Raw genomic sequence first — 12,963 nt, 5'->3', positions numbered from 1 at the left:
GACTTCATTCCTGTTAAATCCGGGCCAGTGGCCCCTGTCATTCCTCTTTTGCCCTGATGGGCATGCCCGCCACTTGGGGCAGGATTTCGTTTATGGCGAGAAACCTTCCCAAAAAGCAAGGCCCGGCATGTCAACCGGGCCTGTATCCTTTGCCAAAAAACCAAAGGCAAAAAGCAAAAAAGCGATGCCGTTATCCGCGTCCCGCCAGAATTTCGCGGGCGCGTTCCAGATCCTCGGCGGTATCCACGCCCAGGGGCACGCCATCCACCAGGGCCACGGCAATCACCATACCGTTTTCAAGGGCGCGCAATTGCTCCAGCTTTTCGCGCATTTCCAACTCGGCGGGCGGCAGGCTGACAAACCGGTCCAATGCCGCACGGCGATAGGTATAAAGCCCGATGTGATGATAAAGCGGCCCATCGCCATATGGCGCGGTTGCGCGGGTAAAATACAGGGCACGGGCCACACGCAAATTGCCAAATGCCGCCACCGCCTTGACCACATTGGGATTGTTGCGTTCGGCATCACGGCGGATCACCGCTGCCAGGGTCGCAATATCCACTGCCGGGTCGGATAGCGGGTTAAACACCGCGCGGATGTCGGCGGCGTCAATGGTTGGCAGGTCGCCCTGCACATTGACCACGGCATCGTGTTTTTTGTTGGGATCAAAACTTGCCAGCGCCTGATGCACCCGGTCAGAGCCTGACGGCAAATCAGGATCGGTCAGAACGGCAATGCCGCCGGCCTTTTCAACCGCACTGGCAATTTCGGGTTCCGCACAGGCCACAATCACCGGGCCGATTTCGGCCTCAACCGCGCGCCGCCAAACATGCACGATCATGGGTTCACCGTGAATATCAGCCAGCGGTTTGTCGGGCAAACGGGTGGAAGCCATACGGGCCGGAATGACAACAACGGGATTGCGAGGCGCGGACATAGATTGGGGGTCTCCGATCCGGAAATGACGGGGCTTCCAGTTTAGAATAATTCAACGCAGACGCGAGAAATTTTTGCCCGGAAGCATTTGAAACGACGCGACAATAACCGGTTTCGGACAAATCTCAAACGCCGGAATCCGATGTGAACCGCCATTTTTTGGCAAGTTTTGCATCGATTGTGAAGAAAGGTTGATGAAAAACCATGAAACGTATAGTTTCCGATCAGCAGTCTGACCTGTTGTCGCATGCGTATTTGTGTGGGGGCGTCAGGGACGCATGGGTCAGCCGCGTCACAAGAAAAACACCTGCAAATTATATTGGCTGTTACGGGATCCCGCCATGAAAACGATGGAAATCAACAAGATCGTCGCCGGAATTATCGTTGCTGTGCTTTTGGTCGTGGTCGTTGGCAAAATCGGCAGCGTCCTTGTCCACCCCAAGGAACTTGATAAGCCGGTTTATCCTTTTTCGGATGACCTGACGGCAAAGGCCGACGCGCCTGCCGCACCCGAAAAACCGGCCGGGCCGGAACCCATCCTGGCGATGCTGGGCAGTGCCGATATTGCCGCCGGGGAAAAAGTGTTCAAAAAATGCGGCTCGTGCCACGATGCAAGCAAAGGCGGCCCCAACAAGGTGGGTCCGAACCTCTATGGCATCGTTGGCAATGTTGTCGCCCACAAGGACGATTTCAGCTATTCCGATGCGGTTGCCAATCATGGTGGCAACTGGGGCTATACCGAACTGAACCATTTCCTGTATGCCCCGAAGGATTACATTCCCGGCACCAAAATGTCGTTTGCCGGTTTGAAAAAGCCATCTGACCGGGCCGACGTGATTGCCTATCTCAATAACATGTCCGATAACCCGCTGCCGGCCCCGACCGCCGATGAAATTGCCGCCGAAGAAGGCGGCGACAAGGCTGCCGGCGAAACCGGTGAAGCCCCGGCAACAGAGGGCGCTGAAGGTACCGGAGATGCCGCCGCAAGCGAAGGCGCAGCACCTGCCAGCGACGCCGCTGGTGAAGCTGCAGGTGAGGCAACGGGTGATGCCGCTGCCCCGGCAGAGGGGCCGACACAGGAAGAAGGTGCCACAAATGACAACCCGGCACCTGCCACCGAAGAAGCCCCGGCTGCCAACCAGTAAACCGGTCGCACCAGTGGTGGAAAAATTTTGCAGGGGACGGTTTTCCGTCCCCTGCTTTTTTATGGCATAAAGCAATTCTTCGCCAAGCACGGGAGCCCATCTTGACCCAATATGACGCCTTTCTCGACATTGCCCATCGCCTTGCCGATGCCGCACGCCCGGTTGTCCGCCACTATTACCGCACATCGGTTGCGGTGGATGTCAAAGCCGATGCCAGCCCCGTCACCATCGCGGATCGCGAGGTGGAAACCACCATGCGCGCCATTCTGGCCCGGGAATGCCCCGATCACGGTATTCTCGGCGAGGAACATGGCCGGGAAAACACCGATGCCGACTATGTCTGGGTTTTGGACCCGATTGATGGCACCAAATCCTTTATTGTTGGCAAACCCAGCTTTGCCACGCTGATTGCGCTCTGCCACAAGGGAAAACCGGTGCTGGGCATTATTGACCAGGCCATTACCGACGAACGCTGGGTCGGTGTGGAAGGTAAAAAAACCACCCTGAACGGCAATCCGATCACAACCCGGCCCTGCCCGACCCTGAATCAGGCGATATTCTTTACCACCGCGCCGGAACTATTTCGCGGCCCGCAAATTGCTGCCTATGATGCCCTTCGTAACCAGTGCCGCCAGCCGATGTATGGCGTGGATGCCTATGCCTATGGCCTGACTGCGCTGGGCCTGGCCGACGTCGTGGTGGAGGCCAATATGCAAGCCTATGATTTTTGCGCCCTTGTACCGGTTGTCGAAGGGGCTGGCGGGGCAATGTGCGACTGGCGCGGCAATGCCCTGTCAATGGAAAGTGATGGCTGTGTCATTGCCACGGGAGACCGCACCTGCCTTGAAGAGGTTGTTGCCATCACCCGTAACACATTGCCATAAGGCTATCATAAAGGGCGGCGGCCATGCTGGAATGGATTGCCATTTTATTTGTTGCATCGGGGCTGGTTTATGGCCTTTGGTCGCGGCGGATGCAAAAATTCAATATCTCCTCGCCGATGATGATGGTCATGGCCGGAGCAATTATCGCGCTTCCGCTGGGTCTTTGGCAGCAGCCGCCGCTTGAACCGCTAAAGGACAATTTCCATTTCGCCCGGGTCTTTTCCGAACTGACCCTGGCGATTATCCTGTTTCTTGATGCCGCCATTCTGGATTACCGCAAGGAACGCCCGGCCGTGCGGGTGGCAACGCGCCTGTTGGTAGTTGGCCTGCCTTTAACCGTGTTGGCAACATGGATGGCCGCCTATTATGGCATTGCACCGGGTTTCGGGCTTGTCCCCGCCCTGCTGGTGTCCCTGATGGTCTCGCCCACCGATGCAGCCCTGAGCCGCCCGGTATTGGAAAACCGGCATATTTCCTCGCCGGTGCGCCAGGGCATCAATATCGAAAGCGGGTTGAATGACGGGCTGGTTTTGCCGGTTTTCACCACGGCCCTGGCCATCGAAGCAGCCCTGACCGGAGAAACCACCAATGGCTGGATCACCGAAGCCCTGTTGGAAATTCTGCTGGGTGCCGGGGTTGGCGGGCTATGCGGCGCGCTTCTGGGGATACTGGTGAACCATGCCGTTGCCCGCAATCTGATGATTGACCGTTTTGAACGCCTGTTTGGTGTCCTATCGGCCCTGCTGATTTTTTTGCTCGCCGAAAAGGCCGGCGGCAATGGCTTTGTCGCGGCTTTTTTCGGTGGCCTCGCACTCAATATTGCCAGTTCCAAAGTTGCCGATGTGATTGAGAGTTTTGGCGAGGCCGAGGCCGAATTGCTGACCATGCTGACATTCTTTGTCTTTGGCCTGCTGATTTTGCCCTCGGTTTACGAGCTTTGGACTGTGGAAATGGCGATATTCTCCGGACTTAGCCTGCTGGTGCTGCGCCCGGCCTGTGTGTGGCTGTGCATGATCGGATCACCCTACAGCCTGGCAGAAAAACTGTTTATCGGCTGGTTCGGGCCGCGCGGCATTGCCTCGATCATTTATCTTTTGATCATGGTGACAATGCTAGGCATTGCCGGGTACGAGGCACTGGTGGCCTGTGTCGCCCTGATTGTGACTGTTAGCGTGATCGCACATGGCATCAGCGCCAGCCCGCTTTCTGCTGCATTGGCACAATACAGCAAAAGAAAACGCCCGGTCGAAACCGGGCGCCCGTGAAAGCCGTCATGGAGGGAAACTCTAAACGCCCCGTTCGCTAAGGGCCAATCGCGCTCCCAGTGCCAGGAACATCGCCCCCAGAGCACGATGCAGCCATTTTCCGGCACTAGAGGCCTTTGAAAAATACTGCCGGAGCCGATTGGCCGCCATTGCCACCACCAGCACGACACATGTTTCAACGATGAAACCAATCAGATTAACAATCGTGCCCAATGCCAAAAACTGCAGCGTTTGATGCCCAAGGGCCGGATCGACAAATTGCGGCAGGAACGCCATAAAAAACAGCGCGACCTTGGGATTAAATACATCAATTAACACACCGCGCCGCCAGGCATGAAACGCATCGGGCGCGTGACGGCCCTTGATCACGGGTTCAGCCACATCCTGTTCTGCATCGCCAGCAAGCAGGCCGGGTGTGGCACCATCGACCGTTTGTTTTGATGTGCAGAAGGTCCCATACAGGGTTGTCCATCCCAACCACGCCAAATAAGCCACCCCAACCCATTTGACGATGGCAAAGGCCAGGGCCGAGGTCATGAGAATGGCGGAAAGACCAATGGCAGCAAAAACCACATGCACAAATGCCCCGGAACACACGCCCAAACTGGCCATAACGCCCGTTTTACGTCCATAAGCCGCCGCCTGGGCCGAAACAAAGGCAAGGTCGGGCCCAGGTGCAATATTAAGCAAAAGTGCAGCGAGCAAAAACGGCCCATATGCCGTTAACAAATCGATCATTTTAAGTATCCCTGCGCCAAAGCGTAGTAGATCAGATCAATTTCAAGCGACGGGCACCCGGCCGACATCAATTGGCTATGCACCTGACCACGATGGTGGGTCTGATGATTAAAGACATGCCCCAGAATGATATGACAGGATGTCTCGTAAGGCGTCCCGGCAACCGTTTTATAGGCAATGGTTTTGCTCAAATCCGCATCACTCAGGCCATCAACCAGCGCGATAAGGTCCTGATCGCAGGCAAGGCGGGCGGCTTTATAGTCCTCAAATAACGGCCAGGGCACATCATCTAGCGCCCGGTTCAAAACCTCTCCGCGCAAGCGCGCCACCCATAACGTATCGGCAACCAAAAGATGGTTCAGTGTTTTGGTGATTGACGGAAAAAAGGCCTCGCGCGGGGCATCCAGGTCAACCTGTTCAAGGGTTTGACAGGCCGCAAGCACATGGTTATTGGCCCATTGGTTATAGCGGGCCAACATTTGAAAATAGGCAGCGTTCATTTCTTTTCCCTTCCCCGGTCACGCATGATCCTTCACACCACATCCTCCCTGCATGGACGCACCCCCAACATTGCCGGTACCGATGGCACTGGCAAGTCCTGCTCTTGTATATGCTGTGCCTCCTGTTCCGTCGGGGTGGCGGGTATTTGGGCGGTTTTGCGACGACCGCTCAGGATCACGATATTTCCCAGCAGGGTCAACGCAACGCCAAAAATAATGCTGTCCTGCCAGACAAAACCTTCGACGAAGGTGGAAATGGTCAGGGCGACAACCGGAAACATCACGGAACTGTATGCCGCGCGATCCGCACCAATGCGGCCCAAAAGGGTCAGATAAAATCCAAAGGCAAGGATGGAGCCAAAAACCGCCAGATACACCAGCGCAATCACAAAGGACGGGCTGGTATCAAAGACAATGGGCTGCCCGCTTGCCAGAACATACACCACCAGAAACAGCGCCCCATACATCATGCCATAGGCATTGGCCTGCATCACCGGAATGCCGCGCGCCTGGTTACGGGCCGAAATCATATTGCCCAGGGACGCCACATAACAGGCCAGCAGCGAGAGCACGAGCGCATATCCCGCCCCGCCAGAAAGGTCAAACCGGGCAAGATCCGGGGCAAAAATAACGCAAATTCCGCCCAGGCCAATCATCGCACCGATCACGGTGCGCATTTCCGGGCGGCGTTTGAAAAAGATCATGCCATTAATCATATTCATGATCACGATGGCCGAAAAAATCACCGCAATCAGCCCGGAGGTAAGCTCGCCCTCGGCGATATAAAGAAACACATAATTCAGGGAAAACAGGCACAGGCCCATCACCGCCATAAAAACATGGTCCCGGCGGGAATAACGCATGGGCAATTTACGCAGGGCACAATAAACCAGCAGCAATATCGCTGCCAAAACAAAGCGATACGCCACCGCCAGTTCCGGCGAAACCGACAGCTGGTATTTAATCGCAATCCAGGTACTGCCCCAGATCAGGACAACAGCGGCATATAAACCAATCGGCCCCATGATCATGCTCCCATGCAGGTGTAATGCCGGGTATTTACGATCATTCCAGGCTGTTTCTCAAACCATGATATTTGATCTATTCATTAGATGAACTAATGATAGATCACATCATTGCTTTTCTTTGCTGTCCGTGTGCTCAACGCGCTTCGGGGTTTCTTTGGTTTCGTCACCCGCTGCCTTTTTGGTATCAGAATCCGCCGGTTCGCGGGCATCAGGCGAAACCGCCTTCTCCCCGCTGGTCTTATGATCCGGGGTTTCCTGTGCCGTGTTTTCCTTGTCAACATGCCCAGGCACGACGTCGCACGACTTATCCCCGTCAGGCAACGTCTCATCAAGGTCGGCTTCAGTTACCGGCACTGGCATCGGGTCGGCATCGCCAAGTTCAAACGCATCGGTTTCGGCTGCAGCCTTAGCAGCGGTTTTCATATCGGCCGGTTCAAGACCCGACATTTTCTTGCGCCGATTTGACAGTCTGGCCCGCAACTTACGGCGCAGGCGTTTCCGACGGCTGAGACGCCACAGGGCCAACAATTCGGTCCGGGAATGGAACAGCGGCAAATGGCGATTTTTTTCCGGGTTCAATTCCACCGACATGCCCACCTCGCGAATGCCATGTGCATCATCAATCCTGCGCACAATCAGTTCAACCGGACCATAAACAACACGGTCGGCAGGTTCGATATCACCGGAAAGTTCGCGTTCCAGCAATTCCGCCAATGTCAGATCACCATCGCCTGGCGATACCGGAAAGCCATAAAGCCGACCCACATCAACAATGCGGGTATCGGGCGGGAAGCTGAAATCGCCAAAAATATCGCGGTCATTGGCCCCTTCGGCCGGTCCGGCAAAAAACTGGTCGAGCAGTTCGACATATTGCGGGGATGTGAAAATATAAATCTGGTCATCCCCCTGCAAACGACCCGCATTATGCGGGCGCAGCGATTTGCCATCCCGCAATATCAGCGAGGGACGCGCCCAGCGCGGGATACGGTGCCCAGCGGCCACCGCACTATCGGGATGAATGCGGTAAACCACCACTTCCTGGTTGGCACTGCCGGGCAGTTCCAGATCGATCCTGTCCACTGGCCCCCGGCGCGGCGGCACAATAATGCCCAGCCAGCGGGCAATCGGCTTGATCGTCCAGCCCTGAAGCAACAGCGAAGTGATCACGACAATAAAGGCGGTGTTAAACAGAAGCTGCCCCTGCTCCACCCCCTCGACCATCGGCACAATCGCCAGCAAAATGGAAACCGCACCGCGCAACCCCACCCAGGAAATAAAGGCGGTGTCATTGCGCGAGAAATTGAACAACAGCAAACACAGCCAAATGGCAATTGGCCGGGCAACAAAGACCAGAATAAGTGCCAACAAAAAGCCCGGTATCAAGACGTTGCCAAATTCGGACGGCGTTGCCAGCAGGCCCAGTGTCACAAACATGGCAATTTGCGCCAGCCAGGTCGTGACATGCTGAAACCGCCGGACACTGGCACTCATGCGCATTTTGCTGTTCCCGGCATAAAGACCGGCAACATACACCGCCAGAAACCCACTGCCGCCCAGCATACTGGTGGCCCCAAACAGGGTCAGCGCACAGGCCAGCACAATGATCGGTACCAAACCGGGTTCCAGTTTGATGCGGTTTATGCCCTGAACAATCAGGATACCGCCCAACAGCCCCAGAACGGAGCCAAGACCGATTTGGAAAACAAACCGTTCGGCAAGTTCGGCCGCAAGGCTGTCGCCCGTCCCCTGCACAATCAGTTCGACCAGAGTAATCGTCAGAAACACGGCCATCGGGTCGTTGCTGCCCGATTCAACTTCCAGCGTGGAGCGGGTTCGATCACGTAAATTGATGCCCCCCACCCGCAGCAGGAAAAACACCGCCGCCGCATCGGTTGAACTGACAATCGCCCCAAATAACAAGCCAACCAGCCACGGCACATCAAGTAATAGATGTGCCGCCACACCCACCACGCCGGTGGTCATCAACACCCCGAAAGTCGCCAGTGTCAGCGCCGGGGCAGCCGCAATCCTTAGGGCCCGGACCTGGGTTTCAAATCCGCTGTCAAACAGAATAAGGGCCAGTGCGATACTGCCAATGAAATAGGCCAGCGGGGCGTTATCAAACTTGATACCGCCAATACCGTCCTCGCCCGCAGCAAGGCCGACCACCAAAAACACCAACAACAATGGTGCACCGACACGAAAGCTGATCAGACTGGTGAAAACGGCCACCACAACCAGAACCGATGCAATCAGGATCACCAGATTCATCGATTCAATCATGGGCAGGCTCCTTTATTTCTTCACCAGATTTCGTGCCATCATTTGCAGACAGGCCCCAAAAGACCTGTCCGCAGGCTTGTATCACATGAGAGGCATTCAAAACGGAAAATTACGGCAAAATTATCATCGTCTTACGGAAATCATCCATCTTCATGCCCATCACCCTATGCCCCGCCGGGGGGCTGTAAATAATCCGGATCACGAGTCAGACGCGGTTTGCGCCGGAATAAATGCCGTTTCCTTGGCCGTAGACAGGGCAATTTCTGGCAAAACTTCAACAATACCGGGAAGTTCCTTGATCACGTCGGTGACAAAACTTTCCAGATGGGCGGTATCGCGCAATCGCAATTTCAACAGGAAATCAAACCGGCCTGTCATATGATGGCATTCCATCACTTCGTCGGCCTTGATCAGCGATTTGATCATTTTGCGGTTGCCCTTGGCCGGGTCGGACCGCAACCACACCATCGCCATCAAGGACCGCCCCACCGCCTGCGGATCAATATCAATACGATAGGCGCGAATGATGCCCTGATCGCGCAATTTGCGCACCCGATCATTCACCGCCGAAACCGACAACCCGACCTTGCCCCCCAGTACCGCATAGGATTGCGAGGCATCTTCCTGCAAAATATCCAAAAGCTTCGCGTCAATCGCGTCCATTATACCCCCCGTTTTAAGGTCTTCCGCCTGGGCGCGATTATACACAAAAATCAGCAAGTTGCTAAGAAACTGCTTCTACCTCGAAAGTAGAGACATGGCAAATTCTTCACCCCTGAGTGGCGGCACTGGATTTTTTATAAAATGCCGTATAGTCATATATATAACCTTATTTTTTTAAACTTCCCCTTGCGCCGTTTTTTACCTGCGGCGAACTGACCACAGGCCAGTTACACCACGAAACGACATTTTATTTATTCAGGCGATCATCAAACCCGCTCAAACCGGGACCATTGCGCCCCCAATAACAGGCAACCATCACCATGAGACGCTGGTTTCAGCAACTTCCCAATTATGTGCAGGCTGCGATTTTTTCCACAATCGCAGCCGTGATGGCGGCAGGTTTTTCGGTAACGGTGCGACTGGCAACCGAGGATATGCCCCCGCTGGAGGTGGTCTTTTTTCGCAACCTGTTTGGCTTCTTGCTGATTTTGCCGGTATCGCTCAGGGCAGGGTTTTCATCGCTGCATACCACGCGCTGGCGCACGTTTTTTCTGCGTGCCATTCTGTCGATGGGGGCGATGACGTTTTGGTTTTCGTCGCTGGCTTATTTGCCTCTGGCCGAGGCAACGACCCTTAATTTTACCGTGCCGTTATTTGGCACCGTGCTCGCGGTTGTCATTTTAAAGGAACAAATCCGCCATCATCGTTTACTGGCCCTGATCGCCGGTTTTGCCGGGGTCGCCATTATCATTCGCCCCGGCAGCGACACCATGCAGCTTGCCAGTATTCTGCCCATTGCCGCCGCCCTGTGCATGGCCAGTGCGGGCATGGTAATCAAATCGCTGGCACGCACCGATAGCAGCCCCAATATTGTGCTGTATACCATGCTGCTAATGACACCGATGACATTAATCCCGGCCCTTTTCGTCTGGCAAACACCAAGCTGGAACACCATCCTGATTTTGCTGGTTGGCACCTTCATGGCCAATATCACCCAGCTTTGCAATACCAGCGCCTTTCGCCTCTATGATTACAGCTTTGTCATTGGCTTCAATTATTTGCGCCTGCCCTTTGTCGTCATTATCGCGCTGGTGATGTTTGGCGAAATTCCCGAAATCTGGCTGCTGCCCGGTGCCGGGCTGATCATCGGATCAGCGATTTACATTGCAAGGCGCGAGGCCGTTCTGGCGCGCGAAGCCAAGCGGTTTGACCGCGAACATTCCTCCCCCGCCACCGACCTTGACCCACCCCCGCGCCAGCGCCCGGCGGCAGATACCCGCCCAGCAGCAGCAAGCGCCTTGCAGGATGACGACCAAAATACCCGCAAATAGGGGATGCGGTTGGTGCGGTTCTCCGTTCGTCTGCCTCAAAACATTCTCCACGCAAAAAACAGACAGGCCCCTTTTGTCCAATCTGCCCGCCTCCGTTAAAGCCGCCTTTTTTGCCTGCCTTGCTGCCTGTCTGGCAGCAGGTTTCAGCCTGATTGTGCGGGTCGTGACACAGGATATTCCGGCAGTCGAGGCGGTCTTTTTACGGTTTGCGTTTGGGTTGTTGCTAATTGCGCCCTTTGCGCTGCGACACGGGTTTGGCGGGATCAAAACCGGCAAACTACATCTGTTTGGCCTGCGGGGCGTGTTATCAACAGCGGAAATGTGTTTGTGGTTTTTTGCCGTGCAATTGCTGCCGCTGGCGCGCGCCACCACGCTAAACTTCACCGTGCCGCTATTTGGCACAATCCTGGCCGCGCTGATATTACGTGAAATGGTCGGGCATCATCGCTGGCTGGCCGTATTATGCGGCTTTGTCGGGGTCGGGCTGATCATTCAGCCCGGTACCGGCAACATGGCACTGGCCGATCTTTTGCCCATCGCGGCGGCCCTGTGCATGGCAGCAGCGGGTTTGACAACCAAGTTGCTCATCAAAACCGAAACGCCAACCACAATCCTGTTTTATCTGATGGCGATCACAACGCCGGTTTCGCTGGTTCCGGCCCTGTTTGTCTGGCAATCGCCAAGCTGGCAAAGCCTGGTCCTCATGGCGCTGGCTGCTGCGATGATGAATGCCATGCAATATTGCAATGTCCGGGCATTACAGCTAGCCGATTACAGTTTCTTTGTCGGCTTTTCCTATTTGCGCCTGCCGCTGATTGCCGTGTTTGCAGCATTTCTGTTTGGGGAGATACCCGATATATGGCTATTGCCCGGTGCCATGCTGATTATTGGCAGCACGTTATATGTGGTGCTGCGCGAACGTCATCTAGCAAAACAACAGGTGTAATACGCTTCCGGCCTCGGCGGATCGGCCTTATTGCTTTCCCTTGCCATAAAAACAGATAATTTGGTATAGGAATACCAAATTGCAAAAACACACAGGAGGCGTTAATGCAGGTTTCGGGGAATGTGGCGATTGTAACGGGGGCTGCATCGGGCCTGGGGGCGGCGACGGCGAGGGTTTTGGCCGCAGCCGGGGCGAAGATTGCCGCGCTGGACCTGAACGGTGACGGCGCGGCACAAACCGCCCGCGAACTGGGGGGCAAGGGTTATGCGGTTGATGTGACCAATGCCGCCAATGTCGAGGAAACCGTTGCCGCCATTACAGCAGACCTCGGCACACCGCGCATTCTGGTCAGTTGTGCGGGCATTGTACATGGTGAACGCATTGTTGGCCGCGAAGGCCCGGCAAGCCTTGAAGCCTTCAGCAGAGTGATCAATGTTAACCTGATTGGCACCTTTAACATGATGCGCGTGGTTGCCGATACCATGAGCAAGGCCGACCCGCTGGAAAGCGGCGAGCGCGGGATTATCATCAACACGGCCTCTATCGCCGCCTTTGAAGGGCAAATTGGCCAGGCGGCCTATGCGGCATCCAAGGGGGCGGTGCATTCGCTGACTTTGCCTGCCGCACGCGAACTGGCACGCCACGGCATTCGTGTGATGGCTATTGCGCCGGGCCTGTTTGGAACCCCGATGTTATCTGGCCTGCCCGACGAGGTGCAGGACAGCCTTGCTGCCAATACCCCCTTCCCGCAGCGCCTTGGCAAGCCCGGGGAATATGGCCGCCTCGCCCTGCATATGTGCGAAAATGAAATGATGAATGGCGAAACCGTGCGTCTGGATGGCGCGGTGCGCCTGCAAGCCAAATAACCCCACCCGGCAAAACGGGCCGGTGAGGACCGGCCCGCAAAATCCATATCCGCTGACTTGCTTTAGTCTGTCTTTCGACCGTTAACTCGCCGCATCATCGGCAAAGGCGGCGAGTTTAATGTCCTTTTGCGACACACCGCCAACATCATGGGTGGTCAGCGTCATTTCCACCTTGTTATAGACATTAAACCATTCCGGATGATGGTCCATCTTATCGGCCTTAAGGGCCACACGGGTCATAAAGCCAAAGGCCTCGTTGAAATCCTCAAACTTGAAGGTTTTATGGATCGACAGGCCATCCTCGGCAAGGCTCCATCCCTTGACCTCGTTCAAGGCAATCGTGGCTTCGGCGGGGGAAAGTTTGCTCATTTCAGCCTC

Annotated in this window: 13 protein-coding genes; 6 read left to right on the top strand and 7 right to left on the bottom strand. The window is 55.5% G+C overall.

The genetic code is table 11. The features are described 5' to 3' along the window. Nucleotides 1–190: 190 nt before the first annotated feature. On the bottom strand, nt 191–937 hold the full coding sequence (locus LF95_RS11965) for a 3-deoxy-manno-octulosonate cytidylyltransferase (protein ID WP_073955351.1): 747 nt from the start codon (nt 935–937) through the stop codon (nt 191–193). Nucleotides 938–1,277: 340 nt separating this feature from the next. Here LF95_RS11965 and LF95_RS11960 point away from each other — a divergent pair, with 340 nt between their 5' ends. From LF95_RS11960 to LF95_RS11950, 3 genes are all read left to right on the top strand, one after another. Beyond that, complete coding sequence (locus LF95_RS11960; protein ID WP_083607766.1) at nt 1,278–2,081, top strand: c-type cytochrome; 804 nt, start codon at nt 1,278–1,280, stop codon at nt 2,079–2,081. A gap of 101 nt (nt 2,082–2,182) precedes the next feature. Then, nucleotides 2,183–2,965 carry a histidinol-phosphatase gene (hisN, locus tag LF95_RS11955; RefSeq protein ID WP_083607658.1) on the top strand — a complete coding sequence of 261 codons (783 nt, stop codon included), beginning with the start codon at nt 2,183–2,185 and terminating at the stop codon, nt 2,963–2,965. A 23-nt stretch (nt 2,966–2,988) separates the two neighbouring features. Continuing rightward, nucleotides 2,989–4,230, top strand: a complete 1,242-nt coding sequence (locus LF95_RS11950) for a cation:proton antiporter (protein WP_073955348.1) — start codon at nt 2,989–2,991, stop codon at nt 4,228–4,230. Nucleotides 4,231–4,251: 21 nt separating this feature from the next. Here LF95_RS11950 and LF95_RS11945 read toward each other — a convergent pair whose 3' ends face one another. From LF95_RS11945 to LF95_RS11925, 5 genes are all read right to left on the bottom strand, one after another. Then, the gene (locus LF95_RS11945; RefSeq protein WP_073955347.1) at nt 4,252–4,968 is read right to left on the bottom strand and encodes a LysE family translocator; all 717 of its coding nucleotides are present in this window, start codon (nt 4,966–4,968) and stop codon (nt 4,252–4,254) included. Beyond that, nucleotides 4,965–5,468, bottom strand: coding sequence for a DinB family protein (locus LF95_RS11940; protein ID WP_073955346.1), 504 nt, complete (start codon nt 5,466–5,468; stop codon nt 4,965–4,967). The genes LF95_RS11945 and LF95_RS11940 overlap by 4 nt, the downstream gene beginning before the upstream one ends. Before the next feature lie 32 nt (nt 5,469–5,500). Then, nucleotides 5,501–6,493: a DMT family transporter gene (locus LF95_RS11935; protein ID WP_083607765.1), complete on the bottom strand. Its 993-nt coding sequence runs from the start codon at nt 6,491–6,493 to the stop codon at nt 5,501–5,503. Between the two features lie 108 nt (nt 6,494–6,601). After that, nucleotides 6,602–8,779 carry a potassium/proton antiporter gene (locus tag LF95_RS11930; protein ID WP_083607657.1) on the bottom strand — a complete coding sequence of 726 codons (2,178 nt, stop codon included), beginning with the start codon at nt 8,777–8,779 and terminating at the stop codon, nt 6,602–6,604. Between the two features lie 198 nt (nt 8,780–8,977). Beyond that, nucleotides 8,978–9,442 carry an Lrp/AsnC family transcriptional regulator gene (locus LF95_RS11925; RefSeq protein ID WP_073956223.1) on the bottom strand — a complete coding sequence of 155 codons (465 nt, stop codon included), beginning with the start codon at nt 9,440–9,442 and terminating at the stop codon, nt 8,978–8,980. 320 nt (nt 9,443–9,762) lie between these two features. Here LF95_RS11925 and LF95_RS11920 point away from each other — a divergent pair, with 320 nt between their 5' ends. From LF95_RS11920 to LF95_RS11910, 3 genes are all read left to right on the top strand, one after another. Further along, nucleotides 9,763–10,773 carry a DMT family transporter gene (locus tag LF95_RS11920; RefSeq protein WP_073955345.1) on the top strand — a complete coding sequence of 337 codons (1,011 nt, stop codon included), beginning with the start codon at nt 9,763–9,765 and terminating at the stop codon, nt 10,771–10,773. A 73-nt stretch (nt 10,774–10,846) separates the two neighbouring features. Continuing rightward, complete coding sequence (locus LF95_RS11915; RefSeq protein WP_073955344.1) at nt 10,847–11,719, top strand: DMT family transporter; 873 nt, start codon at nt 10,847–10,849, stop codon at nt 11,717–11,719. Between the two features lie 104 nt (nt 11,720–11,823). Further along, nucleotides 11,824–12,585 carry an SDR family NAD(P)-dependent oxidoreductase gene (locus LF95_RS11910; RefSeq protein WP_073955343.1) on the top strand — a complete coding sequence of 254 codons (762 nt, stop codon included), beginning with the start codon at nt 11,824–11,826 and terminating at the stop codon, nt 12,583–12,585. An 81-nt stretch (nt 12,586–12,666) separates the two neighbouring features. On the opposite strand, the gene LF95_RS11905 is transcribed toward LF95_RS11910, so the two are convergent. Next, complete coding sequence (locus LF95_RS11905) at nt 12,667–12,954, bottom strand: 4a-hydroxytetrahydrobiopterin dehydratase (protein WP_073955342.1); 288 nt, start codon at nt 12,952–12,954, stop codon at nt 12,667–12,669. Between the last annotated feature and the right edge of the window lie 9 nt (nt 12,955–12,963).

This window comes from Thalassospira sp. TSL5-1 (assembly GCF_001907695.1).
Lineage (GTDB): Bacteria > Pseudomonadota > Alphaproteobacteria > Rhodospirillales > Thalassospiraceae > Thalassospira.
This window is presented reverse-complemented; position numbering and strand designations above follow the sequence as displayed.

Bases quoted from the DNA above. Each gene is read 5' to 3' on its own strand.
- LF95_RS11935 (WP_083607765.1), bottom strand. From the start codon at position 6,493: ATGGGGCCGATTGGTTTATATGCCGCTGTTGTCCTGATCTGGGGCAGT.
- LF95_RS11960 (WP_083607766.1), top strand. From the start codon at position 1,278: ATGAAAACGATGGAAATCAACAAGATCGTCGCCGGAATTATCGTTGCT.
- LF95_RS11945 (WP_073955347.1), bottom strand. From the start codon at position 4,968: ATGATCGATTTGTTAACGGCATATGGGCCGTTTTTGCTCGCTGCACTT.
- LF95_RS11965 (WP_073955351.1), bottom strand. From the start codon at position 937: ATGTCCGCGCCTCGCAATCCCGTTGTTGTCATTCCGGCCCGTATGGCT.
- LF95_RS11930 (WP_083607657.1), bottom strand. From the start codon at position 8,779: ATGATTGAATCGATGAATCTGGTGATCCTGATTGCATCGGTTCTGGTT.
- LF95_RS11910 (WP_073955343.1), top strand. From the start codon at position 11,824: ATGCAGGTTTCGGGGAATGTGGCGATTGTAACGGGGGCTGCATCGGGC.
- LF95_RS11950 (WP_073955348.1), top strand. From the start codon at position 2,989: ATGCTGGAATGGATTGCCATTTTATTTGTTGCATCGGGGCTGGTTTAT.
- LF95_RS11905 (WP_073955342.1), bottom strand. From the start codon at position 12,954: ATGAGCAAACTTTCCCCCGCCGAAGCCACGATTGCCTTGAACGAGGTC.
- LF95_RS11925 (WP_073956223.1), bottom strand. From the start codon at position 9,442: ATGGACGCGATTGACGCGAAGCTTTTGGATATTTTGCAGGAAGATGCC.
- LF95_RS11920 (WP_073955345.1), top strand. From the start codon at position 9,763: ATGAGACGCTGGTTTCAGCAACTTCCCAATTATGTGCAGGCTGCGATT.
- LF95_RS11940 (WP_073955346.1), bottom strand. From the start codon at position 5,468: ATGAACGCTGCCTATTTTCAAATGTTGGCCCGCTATAACCAATGGGCC.